Source organism: Plantactinospora soyae, from assembly GCF_014874095.1.
Lineage (GTDB): Bacteria > Actinomycetota > Actinomycetes > Mycobacteriales > Micromonosporaceae > Plantactinospora > Plantactinospora soyae.
Genome location: NZ_JADBEB010000001.1, coordinates 6783551 through 6807448 on the forward strand (window position 1 = coordinate 6783551; position 23898 = coordinate 6807448).

Genomic DNA, 23898 nt, shown 5'->3' on the forward strand with positions numbered 1-23898 from the left:
TCGCCATCGTGGCTGTTCTGACGCTCTGAATTCGAGGTGGTGGCCGCGATGACCCCGTTGCCCCGTAGCGACCGATTCTGGCGGCTGCTCGCGCTCGTCGTCACGCTCGTCGTCGCCGGCGCCTGTTTCGCCGTACCGGGCGGCGAGGACGATCCGCCGGCTCCGGACGACCCGGGTACGCCCGTCGCCACCGGCACGGCCGAGGCCGGGGCGGACGGCACCATGACGGTCGAGGAGTTCGAGCAGGACATCAAGAGCGCGGTCCGGATCGCCGAGCTCTACTGGGCCGGCGAGTTCCGGGAGGCGGGGCAACGGTTCCAGCGGGTCAGCCGGATCAGCGCCTACAAGCGGGACGGTGAGATCGAGTGCGGGGGCCAGCCGCTGCCCCGGAACAACGCGGTCTACTGCTCCGACGGCGACTTCATCGCGTACGACATCAACTGGGCGGTGGCGGCGTTCCAGCAGATCGGGGACGCGTTCCTGTACTACCTGCTCGGCCACGAGTACGCGCACGGCGTGCAGATCCGGCTCGGCATCCGGTACGAGTTCACCATCCAGCAGGAGTTGCAGGCCGACTGCATGGCCGGGGCGTACATCGGGGACTCGGAACGCGACCAGGTGCTGGCGGTGCAGGACGGCGACCTCGAGGAGTTGGCCGCGGGGCTGATGGCGGTGGCCGACGATCCGGGCCAGCCGTGGTTCGCCGAGGGGGCGCACGGCACCGTGGAGCAGCGTACGGACGCCTTCTTCGCCGGCTACCGGGACTCGATCGAGGCCTGCGATCTCGGCTGACGGGCTGAGGGATCCGCCACACTTCGACGCCGACACCGGGAGATCAACGGGTCGCCTTGGCAGGATCGGCACTACAGACCCAGTCCGATCCGGGAGGAAATCCTGAACAGCCAGCACCCCGCAGCCGTGCTCTTCGACATGGACGGCACCCTGGTGGACAGCGAGCGGCTGTGGGACACCGGGCTGCAGGAGCTTGCCGCGCACTACGGCGGAACGCTGTCGACGGCGGCCCGGCTCGCCATGGTCGGCACCAGCATGGCGGTCTCGATGGAGATCATGCACACCGACCTGGGACAGCCGTGGCGGGACCCGGCGGTCGGCGGCGCCTGGCTGGACAACCGGGTCGCCGAGCTGTTCCTCACCGACCTGCGGTGGCGGCCCGGTGCGCTGGCCCTGGTCTCGGCGGTACGCGCCGCGACGGTGCCGACCGCACTGGTCACCTCGACCCGCCGAAGCGTGGTCGAGGTGGCGTTGGAGACCCTCGGGCGGGACAGCTTCGACGTGGTGGTCTGCGGCGACGAGGTGGACGCGACCAAGCCGGATCCGGCGCCGTACCTGACCGCTGCCCGGCTGCTGGGTGTGCCGATCAACCGGTGCGTGGCGATCGAGGACTCGCCGGCCGGGGTGGCGAGTGCGCTCGCCGCGGGTGCCGCCGTACTCGCGGTGCCCAGCGAGGTGCCGATCGACCCGGCTGACGGCGTACGGATGCTGGAGACGCTGGCCGGGGTCGACCTGGAGCTGCTCACCGGCCTGCTGAGGCCGATCGACCTGCCGCACTGACCCGGCGGTACGCACGACGGGGGCGGTGTCCTTTCGGACACCGCCCCCGCGTTTCACCCGCATCCATCCCCTGGATGCGGGCGGGTCATTCGTGCGCGATCGCGCTGAGCACGTTGAGCCGGGCGGCGCGGATCGCCGGCAGCACCGCCGCGACCACCCCGATCACGGCCGCCAGGCCGAGGAACAGCCCCATCTCCGTCCATGGCAGGACGAGATGGGTGATTCCGTCCTCGCGCAGCGCCCGGACCACCGCCGCACCGAGCCCGGTGCCGACGACCACGCCGAGGAGCGCGCCGAAGACCGAGATCACCACGGCCTCGACGGTGATCATCCGCATGGTCTGGGCCCGGCGCAGCCCGATGGCCCGTAGCAGGCCCAGCTCCCGGGTCCGCTCCAGCACCGACAGGGCCAGCGTGTTCACGATCCCGAGTACGGCGATCAGGATCGCCAGCGCCAGCAGCACCTGGATCATCGTCAGCAGCTGGTCGAACTGGCTCGTCTGCTGGTCGATGAAGTCGGCCCGGTCGGCGACTGAGACCTCGGGGCTGTCCGCGAGCAGCGTTTCGACCTGCGGCATCACCTGGTCGACCGAGGCGCCCGAGTCCAGTTTCAGGTACGCCTGGGTCGGCTGCGGTACCGCGAAGTTCGTCGCCGCCGAGACCGGAAGCAGGAACCCGCCGAACAGGTCCGACTCGGCGTAGATCCCGGTCACCGTGTACGTCTGCGCCTCGCCCCGGGACAGTTGCACCGGTACGGTGTCGCCGACGGACAGGCCCCGGTCCTGCGCGGTGCCCGAGTCGACCAGCAACTGGTTGGGGCCGAGCGAGTCGATGCTGCCGGCGGTCGGGGTGACCCGGTAGATGTCCCGCAGCGCCGCCACGTCACTGGTCGCGGCGATGAAGGTCTGCTTGTCGCCGATCTGCGCACGGTCGCCGTAGAGCCCGGCCACCATCGCGACGCCGGGCAGTTCGGCGGCCTTCTGCAGCACCGCCGGATCGAAGCTCGGCGGCCGGGCCCCGGTCTGCGAACCGGAGATGACCAGTTCGGCCGAGATGGTGTCCTCGGCCAGCGCGGTGATGCTGCTCTTGGCCGAGTCCAGGATCACCGTCACGCCGGTGACCAGCGCGATGCCGACCATCAGCGCGGCGGCGGTGATCGCGGTACGGCGCGGGTTGCGGCCCGAGTTCAACCGGCCCAGCTTGCCCGGCACCGACCAGGCGAAGAGCCTGCCGAGCAGCGAGACCACCGGCCGGCTGATCAGCGGGGTGAGCAACGCGACCCCGATGAAGGCGAGCAGCACCCCACCCAGGATCGTCCACAGCGTGTTGTCCCCGGTGCTGCCGCTCAGGCCGAGCGCCAGCAGGGTGCCGCCGAGTGCCGACACCACGGCGCCGGCTGCGGAGATCTTGGTCAGCGGCCGGTCCGGGGTGGCGATGTCCTGCATCGCGGCCACCGGAGGGATCCGGGAGGCGCGCAACGCCGGCAGCACCGCCGCGACGACCGTGACGAGCAGGCCGACCACGAACGAACTGATCACCGCGTTCGCCGGTACGCCGATCCCGGCCAGTTGCAGCCCGCCGACCGCCTGCCCGAACACGTACGCCAGGAGCGCGCCGATCCCGACCCCGGCAGCGAGCCCGAGCACCGAGGCGACCAAACCGATCACCACGGCCTCGACCAGCACCGATCCGATCACCTGACGCCGGCCGGCGCCGATGGCCCGGAGCAGCGCGAGTTCGCGGGTGCGCTGGGCGACGATGATCGAGAAGGTGTTCAGGATCAGGAAGATGCCGACGAAGAGGGCCACGCCGGCGAAGCCGAGCAGGATGTTGTTGAAGAAGGAGAGGCCCTCCTTCATTCCGGCGGTGGCGTCGTCCGAGAGCTGTTCCCCGGTCTTGACCACGTAGCCGTCGCCGAGCGCCGTCGCGATGTCGTCGCGCAGCGCCGCCGGGTCGACACCATCGGCCGCCTTGACGGTCAGTTCGGACCAGACCCCCGGTTGGCCGAGCATCAGTTCCTGGGCGACGCGTTCGGTGAACGTCACCTCCTGGGCGCCGCCGAGGCTGTCCCGGTCGCCGCTGTAGCCGAAGATGCCGACCACGGTGAACTCGCGCTTCGGTTGCAGGGTCAGCACCCCGACCCGGTCACCGACGGAGAGCTTGGCCGCCTCGGCCACGCCCGCGTTGATCGTCACCTCGTCGTCGGCGGTCGGGCCACGGCCCTCGCGCAGTTTGACCAGGCCGCTCTCGCCGGTCCAGTTCGATCCCATCTGCGGCGGGCCGAAGGAGGTCAGCACCTTGCCGTTGCTGCCGATCACCCGGGCGCCGTCGGCGAGGGCCAGACCCGTCGCGGTGGCCACTCCGGGCACCGCCTTGACCTGGTCCAGGGTCGCCGCCGGGAAGGTGGCGGCGACGGGCATGCCCTCCATCTCGTTGACGTCGATCTTCGGCTTGGCGGTCACGCCGACGTCGGTGCCGACGTACGCGTCGCTGAAGATGGTGTCGAAGGACCGTCCGAGGGTGTCGGTGAGGACGAAGGCACCGGAGACGAACATGACGCCGAGCACCACGGCCAATCCGGAGAGGATCAGCCGGAGCTTGCGGGCGAGCAGGCTCTTCAGCGTGGCGCGCAGCATCAGTGCCCCGCCTCGGAGAGCCCGTCCAGCTTCTTCATCGTGTCCAGCACGGTGTCCGGGGTCGGCTCGATGAGTTCGGAGACGATCTCGCCGTCGGCCAGGAAGATGACGCGGCCCGCGTAGGAGGCGGCGACCGGGTCGTGCGTGACCATGACGATGGTCTGCTGGTACTCGGCGACGGAACGACGGAGGAAGCCGAGCACCTCGGCGCCGGCCCGGGAGTCGAGGTTTCCGGTGGGTTCGTCGGCGAAGATGACCGCCGGTCGGGAGGCGAGGGCCCGGGCGCAGGCGACGCGCTGCTGCTGTCCGCCGGAGAGTTGCGCCGGGCGGTGGTTGAGCCGGTCGCGGAGGCCGACCGTGTCGATGACCGTGTCGAGCCATTCCGGGTCGGGCTTCCGGCCGGCGATGGACAACGGCAGCAGGATGTTCTCCTGAGCGGTCAACGTGGGCAGCAGGTTGAACTGCTGGAAGATGAAACCGACTTTGTCGCGGCGGAGTTTGGTGAGACCGGCGTCGCCCAGTCCGGTAACGGCGGTGTCGCCGATATGGATGGTTCCGCGGGTCACCGAGTCCAGCCCGGCGAGGCAGTGCATGAGCGTGGACTTTCCAGAGCCGGACGGCCCCATGATTGCGGTGAACCGAGCGCTCTCGAATTCCGCGTTGACCCCCCGCAGGGCGACCACCTGGGCCTCGCCGCTGCCGTACACCTTCCATACGTCGCTGGCCCGCGCGGCCATCTGCGCATCTCGGGCTACCGTCGCCGTCACTTCGTCTCCCCCTGTAGCAATCTTGGTCCGGCCGGACCTTGGCCCGGCCGGCAGCATCTATCGTCGCTGACAAAGACAACCCGGTCGTCCGTCCCCGGGCGGAGCCGGACGCGGAATTCCGGTGCGGGTCGGCCCTGATACCGAATCAGGGTTGCCCCTGACTGGTACGGCTCGCTCCGTCGAATCGACCCTGTGTCGCCAGTTCTCACTGGATTGCCTGTGTCAATAATCTGACTCGGCGTCCGGTTCGGGTGTGCCGTCGGTCGGGCATCCCGGAACCATTCCTATCCGGTTTTCTTATCACACGACGATTGTTTCCTTAAATGCGATTGACCGAGGCGGGAACGTGAAGCTTCCCGCCCGGTGGCTCGGCGGCGCCGCCGTCCCCCGTTCGTACCTAGCCAAACGGTAGGCGCGGTCGGCCGTCACTCCGTCGTACGCCGGGACGGTCTTCGGATCGGCCCCACGTACCGGGGTCCTCCTCCGGGTGGACGACTCCGGCACCGGCGGGTCGTACATCCCGTCGTGCCGCAGGCGTACGCCCTGGGGTCGGTCCTCACCCTGACCTCTCGGGGTCGGGCGGCGGCGGGGCGGTGTTCGCCGGTCAGGCGCCCGGACGGACCAGGCCGGTCTCGTAGGCCAGCACGACGGCCTGCACCCGGTCGCGCAGCCCGAGCTTGGTCAGCACGTGGCCCACGTGGGTCTTGATCGTGGTCTCGCTGACCGTCAGCACCCGGGCGATCTCGGCGTTGGACAGGCCCCGGGCGACCTGGACCAGCACCTCGCGCTCGCGCTCGGTGAGCACGCCGATCGCCTTCGGCGGGGTGGCGGACGGATCCGGCAGCGACTCCGCGAACCGGTCCAGCAGCCGCTTGAGGATGCGCGGGGCGACCACGGCCTCGCCGTTGGCGACGGTCCGGATGGCGGTGACCAGGTCCTCGGCCGGTACGTCCTTGGCGAGGAAGCCGCTGGCACCGGCCCGGAGCGCGCCGACCACGTACTCGTCGAGGTCGAAGGTGGTCAGGATGAGCACCCGGACCGGCAGCCGCGCGTCGATGATCGCCCGGGTGGCGGCGACCCCGTCCATCCGGGGCATCCGGATGTCCATCAGCACCACGTCGGGTAGCAGGCGGCGGGACAGGTCCACCGCCTCGGCCCCGTCCCCGGCCTCGCCGACGATGTCGAGATCGTCTTCCGCGCCCAGCACCATCCGGAACCCGGTACGCAGCAGCGGCTGGTCGTCGGCGAGGAGGATGCGGATCGGCCGGGCCGGTTCCTGGCGGTCGGTCATGCGGCCGTACCGCCCATTCCGGACGACGGGACCTGTCCCGTACTGGCCGCACCGGCACGCTCGCTTCTGGCCCTCACGATGCCCCCTCACTGATCGGCGCGCCCAGTTGCTCCATCGGCATTTTCGCGTACACCCGGTAGCCGCCGCCGGGACGGGGCCCGGTGCGCAGGGTCCCACCGTAGAGGGCCATCCGTTCCCGCATCCCCACCAGGCCGTGCCCCAGCCGTTCGGGCTCCGGTGACGGCCCGCGGCCGGTGTCGGAGACCTCGACGATCATCCAGTAGACGCCGAAACTCAGCCGGACCTGGGCCGTGGCCGCCCCGGCGTGCTTGAGCGTGTTGGTCAGCGCCTCCTGGACGATCCGGAAGATCGTCAGCGCCACCCCCGGGTCCAGTGGTCCCGGCGTGCCGTCCACCCGCAGCGTCACCGGCAGGCCCGCCTCCTTGACCTGTTCGACCAGCGCCTCGATGCCGGCGAGCCCCGGCTGTGGGGAGAGGTCCGCGGCGGGCTCGGCGTCGGTACGCAGTACGTCCAGCAGGCGGCGCAGTTCACGTAGGGTCGTCCGGCTGGTGTCCTCGATGGTGCTCAGCGCACCGTCGGTGACGCCCGGGTCGCGGGGCAGTACCCGCCGGGCGCCGGTGGCCAGTACCCCCATCACGCTCACGTGGTGGGCGACGACGTCGTGCAGCTCGCGGGCGATCCGCCGCCGTTCGTCGGCGACCGCCTGGTCGGCCAGCGAGCGTTGGTTCTCCTCGGCCACCCGGGCCCGCTCCTCCAGGGCGGCGATGGTGGCCCGGCGGGCGTGCACCGTACGCCCGACGAAGAAGCAGACCAGCGCGAGCAGTACCTGGGTGAAGACCACGTACGCGGGGGAGGGCTGGGTGAGGTTCTCCGGGGGCCGTTGGGCGAGCGCGGCCGGCAGGGTCGGGGCCCAGAGCAGCACGGCGGCGAGCGCGGCCTGGCGCAGCGGCAGCAGCGCGGCGGTGGTGTAGGTCAGGGCGACGAACGTCACGCTGCCGGTCACCGGCTGCGATCCGGTCAGCACCGAGATCGTGAAGGCCGGCACCGCGAGGGCCACCGCCGACCAGGGCGCCACCCGGCGCAGTGCGATCGGCACGGCGCAGGCGATGCTCCAGATCAGCGCCACGGGCCAGCCCGGCGGGGTCAGCTCCGGTGGGGCGGTGACCGCCACCACGGTCTCCACCGCGATGGCCGCGACGGCGAGCAGTCCGTCCCAGGCCAACCATCGGCGTTGCCTGGGGGTGAGCCCGGACCGGATCCACGCCCAGCGGTCCCGGGTGCCGCCTGGTGGTGCGGGGACGTCGGTACGGGTCATGGTGGCGACGGTAATCGCTGTGCGGCCGATCAGGTCATCGCTGACGGCGACCTGGGCCTCCTCCTTCAGGAGGAGACCTGCTCCTCCTGGCCGGAACCGACCGGGACCGTCGGGCCATCCTGGACCGCCGGGTCCGTCGGGCCCGCCTGGACCGGCACCGGCCCGCCCGGCGCCGCGGCCGGCTCGGGGAACGGCGGGGGAGTTCCGCCGAAGGCCGGGCAGTGCGCCTGGTGGTTGCACCAGCCACAGAGCCGGCTGGGCCTGGGCCGGAAGTCGCGGGCCCGGGTCGCCTGTTCGATGGCGTGCCAGAGGGCCACCACGGTGCGCTCGAACCGGACCAGCTCATCGGCGTCGGGGGTGTAGTCGCAGACCTCGGCGTCCTTGAGGTAGAGCAGCCGCAGCACCTTCGGCACCACCCCCCGGGTGCGCCACAGCACCAGGGCGTAGAACTTGAGCTGGAACAACGCCCGCGCCTCGAACGCCTCGCGCGGTGCGCCACCGGTCTTGTAGTCGACCACCCGGAGCGCACCGTCGGGCGAGATGTCCAGCCGGTCGATGTAGCCACGGATGAGCAGTTCGTCGTCCACCACCGCGGACACCAGGCTCTCCCGCTCGGCGGGCTCCAGACGGCGTGGATCCTCCACCGTGAAATAGCCGTCGAGCAGACCCCGGGCCGAGTCCAGGAACTCGACCGGGCCGGCGAGGTCGTCGGCGGTGAACACCTCGGCCAGGTCGGCCTGCTCGGTCACCAGTCGTTCCCACTGCGGGGCGACCAGGTCGGCCGCGGCGGCCGGGGTTCGCCGGTCGGCGGGCAGGTCGAACAGCCGTTCCAGGACCGCGTGTACCAGCGTGCCGCGGGCCTGGTCGACGCTCGGCCGCTCCGGCAGCCGGTCGATGCTGCGGAACCGGTAGAGCAACGGGCAGGTCTTGAAATCGGCGGCCCGCGACGGTGACAGCGAGGCGGCGACCGGCGGGGTGGGTCGGCCCGACGTCGGGGTCGTGCCCGGACCCCGCGGGGCCGTCTGCGATGTCACCGTCTCCGCCGTCATGTCCGGAAGGCTATGTCACGGGTACGACCGAACCGGGTCACGGGTACGACCGAACCGGCCTCACCCACCCCGCCGTGCGTACCCGCCCCGATCGTCCGCGCCGACCCCGGCCGAACCGGCGGGTGCCCCAGGCCGGTTGTTCCGTAGCATCGTTGCGATGGAGGAAAACTCGCGACCACGACGCACCTCGGACCGTCGGCCCGCAATCGCCGTCGGTCGGGTGTTCGGGGTCCCGGTCTACGTCAACGCCTCCATGCTGCTGCTGGTCGCCCTGGTCACGATCATGTACGGCGAGTTCGTCCGACAGCAGCTCGAGCTCTCCCAGCTCACCGGCTATCTGGTCGGGTTCGGCTTCGTGGTCTTCCTGCTCGGCTCCGTGCTGCTGCACGAGCTGGGTCACGCGCTGACCGCCCGGCGGTACGGGATCGGGGTCCGGGGCATCACCCTGGAACTGCTCGGCGGCTACACCGAGATGGACCGGGACGCGCCGAGCCCCCGGGTGGACCTGCTGGTCTCGCTCGCCGGACCGGCCGTCTCCCTGGTGCTCGGCCTGCTCGGAGTGGCCGTCACGCTCGCGCTGCCGGACCGGACCCTGCTCAACGAGTTCGCCTTCCAGCTCGCCGCGAGCAACGTGCTGGTCGCGCTCTTCAACATCCTGCCCGGACTGCCGCTGGACGGTGGTCGGGCGCTGCGGGCCGGGGTCTGGGCGCTGACCAAGGACCGCAACCTGGCCACCGAGGTGGCCGGCTGGTTCGGCCGGGCGGTCGCGATCGGCACCGTCGTGCTGTTCAGCCTGCTGACCTGGCTGGGCGGGCTTCCGCCGCTGGGTCTGGTGCTGATCCTGCTGGTCGCGTTCACGCTCTGGCAGGGCGCGGGGCAGACGATCCGGGCCGCCCGGATCAGCCGGCGGTTCCCGCTGATCGACCTGGCCCGGCTGGCCCGCCCGGTCTTCTCGGTGCCCACCGGCACCCCGTTGGCCGAGGCGCAGCGTCGGGGGGCGGACGCCGGGCAGGGCGCGTCGACGCTCGGTGTCGCGGACTCGTCCGGCCGGCTGGTGGCCCTGGTCGACCGGACCGCGGCCGAGGCGGTGCCGGTCGAGCGCCGGCCCTGGGTGGCCGTCGACAGCGTGGCCCGGGGCGTGGACGGGGTGCCCAGCCTCGCCGTCGGACTCGGCGGGGAGCAGGTGATCAACGCGGTACAGGCCCACCCGGGCGCGCAGTACCTCGTGACGTCAGGCGAAGATGTGATCGGCGTTCTGCATATCGCCGACCTGGCGCAGCTCCTGGAGCCGAAACGGAAGATGACTCAGTGACCGCACAGCCCACCGCCGTTCCCACCGCCCCGGCCGCCCCGGTGCCGGCCCATCGGGGCCCGTTCCGGCCCGGTGACCGGGTGCAGCTCACCGACCCCAAGGGGCGGATGCACACGATCACGCTGGAACCGGGACGGTCCTTCCACACCCACCGGGGCGCCATCGAGCACGACGCGCTGATCGGGCTGCCCGACGGGAGTGTGGTCACCTCGACCGGCAGTACGGCGTACCTCGCCCTGCGGCCGCTGCTCTCGGACTACGTTCTGTCCATGCCGCGCGGTGCCCAGGTGATCTATCCCAAGGACGCCGCGCAGATCGTGGCGATGGGGGACGTCTTTCCGGGCGCCAAGGTGCTCGAGGCGGGCGTCGGTTCGGGTGCGCTGACCTGTTCCCTGCTCCGGGCGGTCGGTCCGGAGGGCGAACTGCACTCCTACGAGCTGCGTGAGGACTTCTCCGAAATCGCCCGCCGGAATGTGGAATCCTTCTTCGGTGGACCGCATCCGGCCTGGACCCTCCGGGTGGGGGACGTCGCAACCTGTCAAGAGTCCGGTTTCGACCGGATCATCCTTGATCTGCTCACTCCCTGGGAAGTACTCGACCTGGTCGAGCGCGCCCTGGTGCCCGGCGGCGTCTTCATCGGCTACGTCGCCACCACGCCCCAGCTCTCCGAACTGGTCGAGGCGCTGCGCGAGCGGGGCGGGTTCACCGAGCCGCGCGCCTGGGAGTCCCTCGTGCGGGACTGGCACGCCGACGGACTCGCGGTACGTCCGGACCACCGGATGATCGCGCACACTGCGTTCCTCGTATCCAGTCGCAGGCTCGCCCCCGGCGTCACCGCCCCGGCCCGCCGGCGCAAACCGAGCAAGGGCGCCGAGGCGTACGCGCTGCGCCGCCAGGCGCGGCAGGAGGCCGAAGCGACGTCCGGGGGAGCCACGGGATGATCCCGCGCGAGGAGGCGCCATGAGCCGGCCGGCGTACGGTGGCGGCGGTGGTGGTGGCGACCTGCCCGCGGTCTTTCCGGACTGGTCGCCCTACCAGGACCTGGAGTCGGCAGCCAGGGCGTACCTGCGGGATCCCGATGTCGCGATGGAGGCGCTCAACGGCGTGCTCCGGGGCGCGTCGGTGCTCGGCTTCACCCTGGAGCGGTTCGTCAACGAGGTGAACGGGGTCTGGCAGGAGGTCGCGATCTGCGACGGCAGCCGGCTGATCCTCTGGCACGGCGAGGACGTGCCGCCGGACGACGGGCCCGCCGGCTCGATGACCTCCTCGCTGCGGGTGGTGCCCGTCTCGACGGTGAGTGAGGTGGGTTGCCGGCGTCGGCTGAGTCGCAACCCGACGGGCCAGATCCGGGTCGACAGCATCGACGTCTACCTGCTGCTCAGCTCGCTCGACGAGGGCGTCCCCGGCGACGAGGCGCAGTTGCCGCCCCGGCACGACGCGCTGCGGTTCGGCAAGACGCTCGACGACGGCGGCGCGGGGCAGATCGCCCGGCTGGAGGAGTTCGCCCGGCTGGTCGCCTCGGTCGTCGGCCGTCCGACACTCTGACCGGTCGGATCCGGCCGGCCCGGTCGGTGCGCTCCGGACGGGACCGCGCCCCGGCGGGCCGCCCCGATGCGATCAGGTTGCCTCCGGGCCCGCCACCTCGACGTCGTCCGTTCCGCGCAGGACGTGGATGCACTCGCCGGGGCACTCCCTGGCCGCGTCGATCACCTCCGAGCGCAGCTGGGCCGGTACGTCCACCCGACTTCCCGGCGCGAGCCGCAGTTCGCCCGCCGCGTCCTTGACGTACGCCAGGCCGTCGACGTCGAACTCGAAGACCTCGGGCGCGTACTGAACACAGAGCCCATCGCCGGTGCACAGGTCCTGGTCGACCCAGACCCGCAGTTCCGCCGGCCCCGGCCCGATGACCGTCCCGGCCCGTTCCGTGCTGTCGCCCACCACGGGCGCGACGGTACCCGAATCACGGCCCGGACTCCCGGCCGGGACGGCCCGGAACGACCCGCCCGGAGCGGACGAAGTGATCAAGGTTCAGCGACGAGGGTGTTGCGTGGAACCGAATCAGCGTCATAGCGGTTAGTGTTAGGGCAGAACGTTCAAGCCCCCGGGGAGGTGGGACGTGGCACGCAGCGACGACGCGGACTCGCGCGCCGCACGGTGGGAGAAGGAGGCCCACGATCTCTCCACCCAGGTCGCGTTTCTTCAAGAGGAACTCGCTCTGGTGCGGCGCAAGTTGACCGAAAGCCCTCGACACGTCCGGCAGCTCGAAGAACGGCTGGCGGCGACGCAGGCGCAGTTGGCTCGACTCACGGAGAACAACGACCGGCTCGTGAACACCCTCAAGGAGGCACGCGCCCAGATCGTCACGCTCAAGGAGGAGATTGACCGGCTGGCGCAACCGCCCAGCGGTTATGGTGTCTTCCTGGCCCGGCACGACGACGGCACGGTGGACGTCTTCACCGGTGGCCGCAAACTCCGGGTGGCCGTCTCACCCTCGCTTGAGGTGGGAGAGTTGCGGCGTGGGCAGGAGGTCCTGCTCAACGACGCGCTCAACATCGTCGACGCGTTCGGCTACGAGCGGGTCGGCGAGGTCGTCATGCTCAAGGAGGTGCTGGACAGCCCCTCCGGCGGCGCGGGTGACCGGGCACTGGTGATCTCCCACGCCGACGAGGAACGGATCGTCCACCTCGCGGAGACCCTCATCGGCACCGCCCTGCGGGCCGGTGACTCGCTCATGATCGAGCCGCGTTCGGCGTACGCGTACGAGCGGATCCCGAAGAGCGAGGTCGAGGAACTGGTCCTGGAGGAGGTGCCCGACGTCGACTACGGCGACATCGGTGGCCTACAGTCCCAGATTGAGCAGATCCGGGACGCCGTCGAGTTGCCGTTCCTGCACGCCGACCTGTTCCGGGAGCACCAACTCCGTCCGCCGAAGGGCATCCTGCTCTACGGTCCCCCGGGGTGCGGTAAGACGCTGATCGCCAAGGCGGTGGCCAACTCGCTGGCCAAGAAGATCGCCGAACGGCGGGGCCAGGAGAAGCACACCAGCTTCTTCCTCAACATCAAGGGTCCCGAGCTGCTCAACAAGTACGTCGGTGAGACCGAGCGGCACATCCGGCTGATCTTCCAGCGGGCTCGGGAGAAGGCCGGCGAGGGCACTCCGGTCATCGTGTTCTTCGACGAGATGGACTCGGTGTTCCGGACCCGTGGCTCCGGCGTCTCCTCCGACGTCGAGAACACGATCGTGCCGCAGCTGCTCAGCGAGATCGACGGCGTCGAGGGCCTGGAGAACGTCATCGTCATCGGCGCCTCCAACCGGGAGGACATGATCGACCCGGCGATCCTGCGGCCCGGACGACTCGACGTCAAGATCAAGATCGAGCGGCCGGACGCCGAGGCGGCCCGGGACATCTTCTCCAAGTACATCCTCACCGGTCTTCCGCTGCACCCGGACGACCTGGCCGAGCACGGGCACGACCCGCAGTCGACGGTCGCCGCCATGATCCAGGCCGTGGTGCTCCGGATGTACTCGGAGACCGAGGAGAACCGGTTCCTCGAGGTCACCTACGCCAACGGGGACAAGGAAGTCCTCTACTTCAAGGACTTCAACTCCGGCGCGATGATCCAGAACATCGTCGACCGGGGCAAGAAGATGGCGATCAAGGAGTTCCTCTCCTCCGGGCGCAAGGGGCTGCGGTTGCAGCACCTGCTCGACGCCTGCGTCGACGAGTTCCGGGAGAACGAGGACCTGCCGAACACCACCAACCCGGACGACTGGGCCCGGATCTCCGGCAAGAAGGGGGAGCGGATCGTCTACATCCGTACCCTCGTCTCCGGTGGCAAGGGCGCCGAGGCCGGCCGGTCGATCGAGACCGCGAGCAACACCGGCCAGTACCTGTAACGTGCGGAACCATCGTGGGCGTCGCGGTCGCGGCGCCCACGATGCTGTCCGGGTGCGTCAGGGGGTGAGAACCGGATGAGGGCGCTGTCGAGGCGTACCGTGGCCGTGTCGACACGCCGGGCGAACAATCCGGCGATGGGGCGGACTACGCTCAACGACATGGGCGAGCGGAGCGAGGCGACGGTATGAGCGTACGGCGGATCATGGGCAGCGAGGTGGAGTACGGCATCTCCGTGCCCGGCCAGGCCGGAGCCAACCCGATGGTGACCTCCTCGCAGGTCGTCAACGCGTACGGCGCCCGTCCGGAGCTGGCTCGGGGCGGCCGGGCTCGTTGGGACTACGAGGAGGAGTCGCCACTGCGCGACGCCCGGGGGTTCACCTACTCCGGCGCGGCGTACGACCCGGCGGAGGCGCTGGCCGACGAGGACCTGGGACTGGCGAACGTCATACTGACCAACGGCGCCCGCCTCTACGTCGACCACGCCCATCCGGAGTATTCGACCCCGGAGGTGACCAACCCGCTCGACCTGGTCCGCTGGGACAAGGCCGGTGAGCGGGTGATGGCCGAGGCGTCCCGACGGGCGGCCACCATCCCCGGCACGCACCCGATCCACCTCTACAAGAACAACACCGATAACAAGGGCGCCAGCTACGGCGCGCACGAGAACTACCTGATGCGCCGGCAGACCCCGTTCGCGGACATCGTCGCGTACCTGACGCCGTTCTTCGTGACCCGGCAGATCGTCTGCGGTGCCGGCCGGGTGGGGATCGGGCAGGACGGTTCCCAGCCGGGTTTCCAGATCTCCCAACGGGCGGACTTCTTCGAGGTCGAGGTCGGCCTGGAGACGACGCTGAAGCGGCCGATCATCAACACCCGGGACGAGCCGCACGCCGACGCCGACAAGTACCGCCGGCTGCACGTCATCATCGGCGACGCCAACCTCTCGGAGATCTCCACCTACCTCAAGGTCGGCACCACCTCACTGGTGCTCGCCATGATCGAGGAGAAGGCGCTCACGCCCGATCTCGCGATCGCCGATCCGGTGGGCGAACTGAAGGCGGTCAGCCACGATCCGTCGCTGTCCCACCGGCTGCGGCTGCGGGACGGGCGGCGGTTGACCGCGCTCGACCTGCAGTGGGCCTACTACGAGCGGGCGCACTCCTTTGTGGAGCAGCGGTACGGCGACGACGTCGACGAGCAGACCGCGGACGTGCTCGACCGCTGGGAGAGCGTGCTCGACCGGCTGGGCCGGGACGCCATGCTCTGCGCGGGTGAGCTCGACTGGGTGGCCAAGCTGCGGCTCCTGGAGGGCTACCGGGAGCGGGAGAAGCTCGGCTGGGCCTCGCACAAGCTGCAACTGGTCGACCTGCAGTACTCCGACGTACGACCGGAGAAGGGCCTCTACCACCGCCTGGTCAGTCGGGGCTCGATGGCCACGCTGCTTGCCGACGAGGTGACCCGGGCCGCGATGGTGGAGCCGCCGGAGGACACCCGGGCCTACTTCCGGGGCCGGTGCCTGGCCCAGTACGCCTCCGAGGTGGTGGCGGCGAGTTGGGACTCGGTCATCTTCGACGTCGGGCGGGAATCGTTGGTACGGGTGCCGATGATGGAGCCCGAACGGGGTACGCGTAAGCACGTCGGTGCGCTGTTCGACCGCTGTGCCAGCGCCAAGGACCTGCTGGAGACCATCACCGGCGGCTGACGGCCGGACCGGTCGCGAGAAAGATCGGTTACCCGGGACCGGGGGAGTCGCGGCGGCGACGTTTCGTCGTCCATCCGAGGTAAGTTTCTCGCAGGCGATCGTGGAGGAGGCACCAGATGGCTACTCGTGACACCGGTGGTCAGACGCAGCCCGGGAAGTCGCGCCGGGACGAGGAGGTCGACGAGGTCACGACCGAGGCGAACCCCGAGGTTGCCGAGCGGCACGCGGAGATCACCGAGGACGTCGACGACCTGCTGGACGAGATCGACTCCGTGCTGGAGGAGAACGCCGAGGAGTTCGTCCGGGGCTACGTCCAGAAGGGCGGCCAGTAGGCGCCGTCGGCGGATCCGGCCCGGCCCTCGTCGTCGCTGGCCGACGGCGTACCGGGCCGGGAGATCCTCGGCGCCGGCCCGTTCCGTGGAGTCGAGGCCACCGATCCCGGCACCGGGGTTCGGTGGCCGGCGAGCGCGCCGGACCGGTCCAGGAGGCCGTGTCCCACCGGCCCGCAACACGAGGACCACGATGATCGCGCCGGTGGGATCCGGAGGATACTCTGCTTCAACCGCAACGGTGGCCTCGACCGGTTCTGCGTTGACGCGGAGGATCGGGGCGATGCGATGAGATACCTGAGAGGAAGCACGTGGCAGCGGCTTTTGATCCAAGCGGGCGTCTACCCGACGTGTTTCTCAACGTGGGGACGTCCTCCTTCACCCAGTTCCTGAGCGCGGCAGCCCCCGACCTGCTGCCCGGTCGCCGGCCGCTGCCGCCCGGCTCCGCCACCGGCCTCGTTCCGCACGCCACCACGATCGTCACCCTGACCACCGTCGACGGCGTCGTGATGGCCGGTGACCGACGCGGCACCATGGGCAACCTGATCTCCAGCCGTGACATGCGCAAGGTGCACCCGGCCGACGCGCACTCGCTGGTCGGGTTCGCCGGCACGGCGGGCATCGCGATGGAACTCGTGCGGCTGTTCCAGGTGGAACTGGAGCACTACGAGAAGATCGAGGGAGCGATGCTCTCCCTCGACGGTAAGGCGAACCGGCTGGCCGCGATGGTGCGGAGCAACCTGGGCGCGGCGATGCAGGGACTCGCGGTCATTCCGATCTTCGCCGGCTTCGACCTGGCCGCCGTCGACCCGGCCCGGGCCGGTCGGATCTTCAGCTTCGACGTCGCCGGTGGCCCCTACGAAGAGGTCGGATACGACGGGATCGGCTCGGGCTCGCTGTTCGCGAAGTCGGCCCTGAAGAAGCGGTACCGCCCCGGGATGAGCACCGAGGAGGCCATCCGGGTGGCCGTCGAGGCGTTGTACGACGCCGCCGACGACGACAGCGCCACCGGTGGCCCCGACCTGAGCCGCCGGATCTACCCGGTCGTGATGACGGCCACCGCGGAGGGCACCAACCGGCTCTCCGACGCCGAGGCGGCAACGGTCGCCGAGGCCGTGGTCGCCGCCCGGATGGAGAACCCGGGCGGCTGACGCCGCCGCAGATCCGCAGTCCGCCGTCAGCAGAACCGCTAAGGAGAACCGCCGCCGTGGCCATGCAGTTCTACGCCTCACCCGAGCAGATCATGCGCGACCGCTCGGAGCTGGCCCGCAAGGGCATCGCCCGGGGCCGGAGCGCCGTGATGCTCAGTTACGAGGGCGGGGTGCTCTTCGTGGCGGAGAACCTCTCCAGCGCCCTGCACAAGGTCAGTGAGATCTACGACCGGATCGCCTTCGCCGCCGTCGGCCGGTACAACGAGTTCGAGAACCTGCGCCGCGCGGGCGTACGGATGGCGGACACCACCGGCCTCAGCTTCGACCGGCGGGACGTCACCGGCCGGGCACTGGCGAACGCGTACGCCCAGACCCTGGGGGCGATCTTCACCGAGCAGTCCAAGCCGTTCGAGGTGGAGATCTGCGTCGCCGAGGTGGCCAGCACGCCGGAGGACGACGAGCTCTACCGGATCACCTATGACGGTTCGGTCAACGACGAGCCCGGCCGGATGGCGATGGGCGGCCAGGCGGAGGCGGTGACCGGGGCGTTGAAGGAGGACCACCGACCCGACATGTCGCTCGAGGCCGCCGTCCGGCTGGCCGTACGGGCGCTGGGCAGTGTCGGTGGCGAGGGCGGAGCACCCCGGACCATCGCCGCGAGCCAACTGGAGGTGGCGATCCTGGACCGCCGCCGGGTCGGCCGTACCTTCCGGCGGATCACCGGTGCACCGCTGACCGCGCTGCTCAACGGTGGTTCGCCCGCCAAGGATGCCGGAACCGAGGCAACGGATCCGAAGCCGCCGGCCCCGGGCCCGGACAAGCCGACCGAGTCGGCCGCCTCCGCGGACCTGGAGAACAAGGCGAAGTCGGGCAAGGACACCGGTAACGGGGACGACAAGCCGGGCAAGGCCAAGCCGGCCAAGTAGCGGGGTCAGCCCCGGACGAGCGATTCCGAGCCGGGCGGCCCGGTGGTGACCACCGCCGGGCCGCTCGGCCGTAACGCCTCGGCGAGCAGCGACCGCCAGTCCGCCAGCGGGGGCAGGCCGGCCCGGGCCCAGCCCGCGTGGCCCAGCACGCTGTAGCCGGGCCGTCGGGCGGGTCGGGGGAACCGGTCGCTGTCGACCGGCCGGATCCGCTCCGGGTCCAGGCCCGCACGGACGAAGATCTCGCGGGCCAGGCCGTACCAGGTGGTCTGGCCGGCGGCGGTGCCGTGGTAGGTCCCGGCCGGGGCGTCGCCGCGCCAGGCCGCCGCGCCGAGGTCGACCAGGCGCTCGGCGAGGGCGTACGACCAGGTCGGCTGACCGAGCTGGTCGTCGACGACGTCGAGCTGCGGCCGTTCGGTGGCCAGCCGGAGCATCGTGGCGACGAAGTTGGGGCCGTGCGCGCCGTACAGCCACGCGGTCCGGACGACGTATCCGGTGCGCGGCAGCAGCCGGGCCACCGCGAGTTCGCCGACCAGTTTGCTCCGGCCGTAGGCGTTGATCGGAGCGGTCGGGGCGTCCTCCGGGTAGGGCCGGGTGGCGTCGCCGCCGAAGACGTAGTCGGTGGAGACGTGCACCAGCCGGGCGCCGGCCTCCGCGCAGGCCCGGGCCAGGTTGGCCACGCCGGCACCGTTGACCGCGGTGGCGGCGGCCTCCTGGCTCTCGGCTCCGTCCACGTCGGTCCAGCCGGCCGCGTTCACCACGATCTGCTGACCGCGCACCCCGGCCCGGACCGCCGCCGGGTCGGTCAGGTCCAGTTCGGCCCGGGGGGCGGCGGTGACCCGGGCGTCCGGCCGCGCCGAGAGTACGGCTACCAGGTCCCGGCCCAGCATCCCGCCCGCCCCGGTGACCAGCCACGCGCAGGAGCCGGCCTGCCGGCCCGGCCGGGCCCGGCCGGTGGTGGTCAACGGGTCGCCACGTCGGGTCGCCACGTTCCCTCGTCGCCCGGTCGCGCCTTGAGCGGCTCCCACCAGGCCCGGTTGTCCCGGTACCAGGTGACCGTCTCGGCGAGCCCGCGCTCGAGACCGATCTGCGGGGCGTACCCGAGTTCTTCACTGATCTTCGTGATGTCCAGCGAGTAGCGTCGGTCGTGGCCCAGCCGGTCGGCGACCGGGGTGACCCGGTCCCAGTCGGCGTCGCAGGCGGTCAGGAGTCGCGCGGTCAGCTCGCGGTTGGTCAGTTCGGTGCCGCCACCGATGTGGTAGATCTCGCCCGGCCGGCCCTTGTCCTGGACCAGCGCGATACCGACACAGTGGTCGTGGACGTGCAGCCAGTCCCGGACGTTGCCGCCGTCGCCGTAGAGCGGCACGTTGCCGCCGTCCAGCAGGTTGGTGACGAACAGCGGGATGACCTTCTCCGGAAACTGGTACGGGCCGTAGTTGTTGGAGCAGCGGGTGAGCACCACGTCCATCCCGTAGGTGCGGTGGTACGCCAGCGCGAGCAGGTCGGAACCGGCCTTGGCGGCGGCGTACGGCGAGTTGGGTGCCAGCGGCCACGTCTCGGTCCAGGATCCGGAGTCGATCGAGCCGTAGACCTCGTCGGTGGAGACGTGGACGAACCGGCCGGTGCCGTGCCGCAGGGCGGCGTCCAGCAGGGTCTGGGTGCCGAGCACGTTGGTGGTGATGAACGGCGCCGCGCTGCGGATGGAGCGGTCGACGTGGGACTCGGCGGCGAAGTGCACGAGAACGTCGTGGCCGGCCACCGCCGCGTCGACCACGGCCGGGTCGCAGATGTCGCCCACCACGATCCGGAGCCGGGGGTCGTCGCGGACCGGATCGAGGTTGGCCAGGTTGCCGGAGTAGGTGAGCTTGTCCAGTACGGTGACCGCGCTCGGCGCGAGTCGGGGGCCCGTACCGGTGAGCACCATCCGAACATATTCGGAACCGATGAATCCGGCTCCGCCGGTTACGAGGATCCTCATGAATTGGGAAGTCTACGCGTTCTCCGGTGAGTTCGGCCGCATAGGATTGTCGGCGAGCCGACTTCACGCCGGGCCGTACCCCGGTAGCCTGCGCGAATGCGCGGAATCCTGCTGGCCGGCGGCACCGGCTCGCGGCTGTGGCCGATCACCCAGGCGGTCTCAAAACAGCTTATGCCGGTTTTCGACAAACCGATGATCTATTATCCGTTGTCCACTCTGGTCATGGCCGGAATACGGGAAATCCTCATTATCACCACCCCCGACGACCAGGCGCAGTTCCGGCGGCTGCTCGGCGACGGTGCCCAGTGGGGACTCCGGCTCGAGTACGTCACGCAGCCGAGCCCGGACGGAATCGCCCAGGCGTTCCTGCTCGGCGAGGAATTCCTGGCGGGTGAGCCGGTGGCCCTGATTCTCGGCGACAACATCTTCTACGGCGGTGGGCTGGGGCGGAGTCTGGCCCTCAACGATGCACCGGCGGGCGGACGAATCTTCGCCTATCCCGTGGCGAACTGCGAGGGTTACGGAATTGTCGAGTTCGACGCCGACGGGGTGGCACTGTCGATCGAGGAGAAGCCGGAGAAGCCCAAGTCGCGTTATGCGGTGCCGGGGCTCTACTTCTACGCCAACGACGTGGTCGAGATCGCGCGGGGCCTGACCCCGAGCGACCGGGGCGAACTGGAGATCACCGCCGTCAACCAGACCTATCTGGAGGCGGGCCGGCTCAAGGTCACCGCCCTGGACCGGGGTACGGCGTGGTTGGACACCGGCACCGTCACCTCGCTGATGCAGGCCGGCGAGTTCGTCCGGGTGATCGAGGAACGGCAGGGGCTGAAGGTCGGCTGCATCGAGGAGGTGGCCTGGCGGAGCGGGCTGATCAGCGACGGCCAGCTGCGCGAACTGGCCGAGCCGTTGAGCCGCAGCGGCTACGGCGAGTACCTCTTCGGCATCCTCGAGGATCCCGGCCGGTGACCCGTCCGGCCGGCGGTACGAGGGCTGGCCGGCGCCGCGCGGTGGGCCGTTCGGGGCGATCCGTACCCGCACCGGGGGCAGATCCGCGCAACGCCACGTCCCGACACTGACCACGCACGGCTCCGGGCGACTAATCTCCAACCATGGAGCGGCGAATCTTCGGCCTTGAAACCGAGTACGGCGTCACCTGCACCTACCGCGGTCAACGGCGACTGTCTCCGGACGAGGTCGCCCGGTATCTCTTCCGTCGGGTGGTGTCCTGGGGACGATCGAGCAACGTTTTCCTACGCAACGGTGCCCGGCTCTACCTCGATGTCGGGTCCCATCCGGAGTACGCCACCCCCGAGTGTGACTCGGTCTCCGACCTGGTCGCCCACGACCGGGCCGGCGAGCGGATCCTGGAGGGTCTGCTGGTCGACGCCGAGAAGCGGCTGCACGACGAGGGGATCGCGGGCGAGATCTACCTGTTCAAGAACAACACCGACTCGGCCGGCAACTCGTACGGCTGCCACGAGAACTACCTGGTCTCCCGGCACGGGGAGTTCGGCCGGCTGGCCGACGTCCTGATCCCGTTCCTGGTGACCCGGCAGTTGATCTGTGGGGCCGGGAAGGTGCTGCAGACCCCGCGCGGGGCGGTCTACTGCCTGTCCCAGCGGGCCGAGCACATCTGGGAGGGCGTCTCCTCGGCGACCACCCGCAGCCGGCCGATCATCAACACCCGGGACGAGCCGCACGCCGACGCCGAGCGCTACCGACGGCTGCACGTCATCGTCGGGGACTCGAACATGAACGAGGTCACCACCCTGCTCAAGGTGGGCAGCGCCGACATCGTGCTGCGGATGATCGAGGCCGGGGTGGTGATGCGCGACCTGTCGCTGGAGAACCCGATCCGGGCGATCCGGGAGGTCTCGCACGACATCACCGGGCGCCGGAAGGTGCGACTGGCCTCGAACAAGGAGATCAGCGCGCTGGAGATCCAGCAGGAATACCTGGCGAAGGCGACCGAGTTCGTCGAGCGCCGGGGCGGCGACCAGACCGCGAAGCGGGTCGTCGAGCTGTGGGGGCGGGTGCTCAGCGCCGTCGAGAACGGCAACCTGGACACGGTCTCCCGGGAGATCGACTGGGTGACGAAGCTTCAGCTGATCGAGAAGTACCAGCGCAAGAACGACCTGCCGCTCTCGCATCCCCGGATCGCCCAGATGGACCTCGCCTACCACGACCTGCGCCGGGGACGCGGCCTGTACGGGCTGCTGGAACGGCGTAAGCAGGTCGACCGGATCGCCACCGACCCGGAGATCTTCGAGGCCAAGGAGACGCCGCCGCAGACCACCCGGGCCCGGCTCCGGGGCGAGTTCATCCGGCACGCCCAGGAGAAGCGCCGGGACTTCACCGTCGACTGGGTACACCTCAAGCTGAACGACCAGGCGCAGCGCACGGTGCTGTGCAAGGACCCGTTCCGGGCGTACGACGAGCGGGTCGAGCGGCTCATCGCCAGCATGTGACCGGGGCATCCGGGCGGGGCCGGACGGGCGTTCGTTATTCTGGCCCCCGCTATGACGCATCCAGAATCCGGTCGTGACGAGGGCGAGCACCGCCGCCCCGAGCAGGTGCGACAGAACCGTGTCGAGCGGCGGCGCGCGAAGATCCGTGAGGAGATCGAGCGCAACCGCCGTGGCGAGTACAAGGTGCCCACCTGGGTGCTGACGGTGGCACTGGTGGTGGTCGTGGCCGGCTGGCTGGCCCTGGTGTTCCTGAGCTGACCCGTCGCCACGTCAGACGGGTCAGCCGGGGCAGAGCCGGCGGCGTGCGGGTCGAATCCGGGCAGCGCACGCTGGCGGCGTGCCGGTCGAACCCGGTCAGCGCAGGCTGGCCGCGTGCCGGCCGGCCGCGGCGGCGGTGAGGAAGTACGCGTGGTCGGCGTCCAGGCCGCGGCCCATCGTGGAGAGCGGGACCGGGGTGGCCCGCAGCGCCTCGTCGAGCCCGTCCACGGCCACCCGGAGGACGCGGTGCCGCTCGGCCAGCGGGACGAGTGCCGCCTCCACCTCGGCGGCCAGGTCCGGTGGCAGTTCGGTCGGCAGCACCAGGTCGGCGGGAGCCAGCGCGACCCGGCCGTACGCGGTGACGCTGTGGTGCGAGAGGCCACGGTGCCGGGGGCGGGGGTCGGCGCCGGAGATCCGCAGCGAACCCACCGGATGACCGCCCAGTACGGCGACGGCGTTGACCGCGTCACCGACCGCGACCCCGGAGAAGCCCCACCGGGTGCCGGTCCCCAGGTTGCCCGGACCCTGCGCGACGATCGCCACCTCGGCGTCGAGCACGTGCCGGGCGGCGAGCAGGCCGCTGTGCAGGTTGGTGGCCTCCAGGTCGCCGCCGAACGCCTGGCCGACGGTCACCGTGCCGGCGAGTTCGGTGCGCAGCCCGTGCAGGGTCCGGGAGAACCAGGCCGGCAGGGCGCCGCCGTCGGTCATCAGGTAGGCGATCCGGATTCCGGGCGCGTCGGCCCGGATCCCGGCGACGATCGCCGGCAGCGCGGAGTGCAGGTCGGCGGTGACCACCGGCAGCCCGTCGAGGCCGTCGGCGTCGGCCAGCGCCGCCCGGTGCGGTGAGGCCTCCTCGTCGACGCCGAGCACGATCGGTTGCAGCGGCGTGTAACGGGCCTTGACCAGGTGCCCACCGTCGCGGGTGTGGCCGTTGTCGGGCGGGTCGGCCGGCAGCCGGTCCGGCAGGGCCACCACCAGGGCGTACCCGCCGGTGCCGAGCCCCATCACCAGCGCGCCCACGTTGAGCAGCACCCGGTCGCCCGGCTCCGGCGTGCCGACCAGTTCCGGGTACGCCAGCGCCCGGACGACGACGCCGTCGCTCTGCCGGACGTCGAGTTCGACCGCACCGCCCCAGTGCCGCCGGAGCGTCGTGACCGTGCCGGACCGCCATCGCACCATGGCCGGCAGGGTAGTCGGCGGCCGTCCGGGCGCCATCGTCCGGCCC

General features: G+C 70.7%; 22 protein-coding genes. 13 read left to right on the forward strand and 9 right to left on the reverse strand.

The features are described 5' to 3' along the window. The first annotated feature begins 48 nt into the window (after positions 1-48). Positions 49-792: a neutral zinc metallopeptidase gene (locus H4W31_RS29590; RefSeq protein WP_192769640.1), complete on the forward strand. Its 744-nt coding sequence runs from the start codon at positions 49-51 to the stop codon at positions 790-792. 126 nt (positions 793-918) lie between these two features. Beyond that, positions 919-1572 carry an HAD family hydrolase gene (locus H4W31_RS29595; RefSeq protein ID WP_318783470.1) on the forward strand — a complete coding sequence of 218 codons (654 nt, stop codon included), beginning with the start codon at positions 919-921 and terminating at the stop codon, positions 1570-1572. Positions 1573-1657: 85 nt separating this feature from the next. Here the strand turns inward: H4W31_RS29595 and H4W31_RS29600 are convergent, their stop codons facing one another. The 5 genes from H4W31_RS29600 to H4W31_RS29620 form a co-directional block, all read right to left on the reverse strand. After that, entirely contained in the window at positions 1658-4207 is a 2550-nt protein-coding gene (locus H4W31_RS29600; RefSeq protein ID WP_192769641.1) for an ABC transporter permease, read from the reverse strand. Further along, on the reverse strand, positions 4207-4974 hold the full coding sequence (locus tag H4W31_RS29605; RefSeq protein WP_192769642.1) for an ABC transporter ATP-binding protein: 768 nt from the start codon (positions 4972-4974) through the stop codon (positions 4207-4209). Before H4W31_RS29605 ends, H4W31_RS29600 begins: the two co-directional genes overlap by 1 nt. Before the next feature lie 604 nt (positions 4975-5578). Next, positions 5579-6265, reverse strand: coding sequence for a response regulator (locus H4W31_RS29610; protein WP_192769643.1), 687 nt, complete (start codon positions 6263-6265; stop codon positions 5579-5581). Positions 6266-6338: 73 nt separating this feature from the next. Further along, positions 6339-7601 carry a sensor histidine kinase gene (locus tag H4W31_RS29615; protein WP_192769644.1) on the reverse strand — a complete coding sequence of 421 codons (1263 nt, stop codon included), beginning with the start codon at positions 7599-7601 and terminating at the stop codon, positions 6339-6341. Positions 7602-7666: 65 nt separating this feature from the next. After that, entirely contained in the window at positions 7667-8650 is a 984-nt protein-coding gene (locus tag H4W31_RS29620; protein WP_192769645.1) for a RecB family exonuclease, read from the reverse strand. Positions 8651-8807: 157 nt separating this feature from the next. On the opposite strand from H4W31_RS29620, the gene H4W31_RS29625 reads away from it, so the two are divergent. From H4W31_RS29625 to H4W31_RS29635, 3 genes are read left to right on the forward strand one after another with little or no spacing between them, the layout of a single operon-like run. Further along, positions 8808-9962 (forward strand): site-2 protease family protein, encoded by a 1155-nt coding sequence (locus H4W31_RS29625; RefSeq protein ID WP_404825628.1) that lies wholly within the window; start codon positions 8808-8810, stop codon positions 9960-9962. Next, positions 9959-10903 (forward strand): tRNA (adenine-N1)-methyltransferase, encoded by a 945-nt coding sequence (locus H4W31_RS29630; protein WP_192769647.1) that lies wholly within the window; start codon positions 9959-9961, stop codon positions 10901-10903. Before H4W31_RS29625 ends, H4W31_RS29630 begins: the two co-directional genes overlap by 4 nt. 19 nt (positions 10904-10922) lie before the next feature. Beyond that, positions 10923-11507 carry a hypothetical protein gene (locus H4W31_RS29635; RefSeq protein ID WP_192769648.1) on the forward strand — a complete coding sequence of 195 codons (585 nt, stop codon included), beginning with the start codon at positions 10923-10925 and terminating at the stop codon, positions 11505-11507. A 72-nt stretch (positions 11508-11579) separates the two neighbouring features. On the opposite strand, the gene H4W31_RS29640 is transcribed toward H4W31_RS29635, so the two are convergent. Further along, a complete protein-coding gene (locus H4W31_RS29640; protein WP_192772484.1) occupies positions 11580-11867 on the reverse strand; it encodes a ferredoxin in 288 nt (95 codons plus the stop codon). 211 nt (positions 11868-12078) lie between these two features. On the opposite strand from H4W31_RS29640, the gene arc reads away from it, so the two are divergent. From arc to prcA, 5 genes are all read left to right on the forward strand, one after another. Continuing rightward, a complete protein-coding gene (arc, locus tag H4W31_RS29645) occupies positions 12079-13860 on the forward strand; it encodes a proteasome ATPase (protein ID WP_192769649.1) in 1782 nt (593 codons plus the stop codon). A gap of 185 nt (positions 13861-14045) precedes the next feature. Then, positions 14046-15563 carry a depupylase/deamidase Dop gene (dop, locus tag H4W31_RS29650; RefSeq protein WP_404825629.1) on the forward strand — a complete coding sequence of 506 codons (1518 nt, stop codon included), beginning with the start codon at positions 14046-14048 and terminating at the stop codon, positions 15561-15563. 116 nt (positions 15564-15679) lie between these two features. Continuing rightward, entirely contained in the window at positions 15680-15895 is a 216-nt protein-coding gene (locus H4W31_RS29655) for a ubiquitin-like protein Pup (RefSeq protein ID WP_192769650.1), read from the forward strand. 308 nt (positions 15896-16203) lie between these two features. Beyond that, a complete protein-coding gene (gene prcB, locus H4W31_RS29660; protein WP_192769651.1) occupies positions 16204-17043 on the forward strand; it encodes a proteasome subunit beta in 840 nt (279 codons plus the stop codon). A gap of 56 nt (positions 17044-17099) precedes the next feature. Further along, complete coding sequence (prcA, locus tag H4W31_RS29665) at positions 17100-17969, forward strand: proteasome subunit alpha (protein ID WP_192769652.1); 870 nt, start codon at positions 17100-17102, stop codon at positions 17967-17969. 5 nt (positions 17970-17974) lie between these two features. Here the strand turns inward: prcA and rfbD are convergent, their stop codons facing one another. Together rfbD and rfbB are read right to left on the reverse strand one after the other, a co-directional pair. Further along, entirely contained in the window at positions 17975-18877 is a 903-nt protein-coding gene (gene rfbD, locus H4W31_RS29670; protein WP_264084224.1) for a dTDP-4-dehydrorhamnose reductase, read from the reverse strand. 50 nt (positions 18878-18927) lie between these two features. Next, positions 18928-19944: a dTDP-glucose 4,6-dehydratase gene (rfbB, locus tag H4W31_RS29675; protein ID WP_192769653.1), complete on the reverse strand. Its 1017-nt coding sequence runs from the start codon at positions 19942-19944 to the stop codon at positions 18928-18930. Between the two features lie 96 nt (positions 19945-20040). On the opposite strand from rfbB, the gene rfbA reads away from it, so the two are divergent. The 3 genes from rfbA to H4W31_RS29690 all read left to right on the forward strand — a co-directional run bounded on the left by rfbA (position 20041) and on the right by H4W31_RS29690 (position 22673). Then, positions 20041-20913, forward strand: a complete 873-nt coding sequence (gene rfbA / locus H4W31_RS29680; RefSeq protein ID WP_192769654.1) for a glucose-1-phosphate thymidylyltransferase RfbA — start codon at positions 20041-20043, stop codon at positions 20911-20913. A 143-nt stretch (positions 20914-21056) separates the two neighbouring features. Continuing rightward, positions 21057-22415 carry a Pup--protein ligase gene (pafA, locus tag H4W31_RS29685; RefSeq protein WP_192769655.1) on the forward strand — a complete coding sequence of 453 codons (1359 nt, stop codon included), beginning with the start codon at positions 21057-21059 and terminating at the stop codon, positions 22413-22415. A 51-nt stretch (positions 22416-22466) separates the two neighbouring features. Beyond that, positions 22467-22673 carry a hypothetical protein gene (locus H4W31_RS29690; protein ID WP_192769656.1) on the forward strand — a complete coding sequence of 69 codons (207 nt, stop codon included), beginning with the start codon at positions 22467-22469 and terminating at the stop codon, positions 22671-22673. Between the two features lie 96 nt (positions 22674-22769). Here the strand turns inward: H4W31_RS29690 and H4W31_RS29695 are convergent, their stop codons facing one another. Further along, on the reverse strand, positions 22770-23852 hold the full coding sequence (locus H4W31_RS29695) for a DUF3866 family protein (protein WP_192769657.1): 1083 nt from the start codon (positions 23850-23852) through the stop codon (positions 22770-22772). Positions 23853-23898 lie beyond the last annotated feature (46 nt).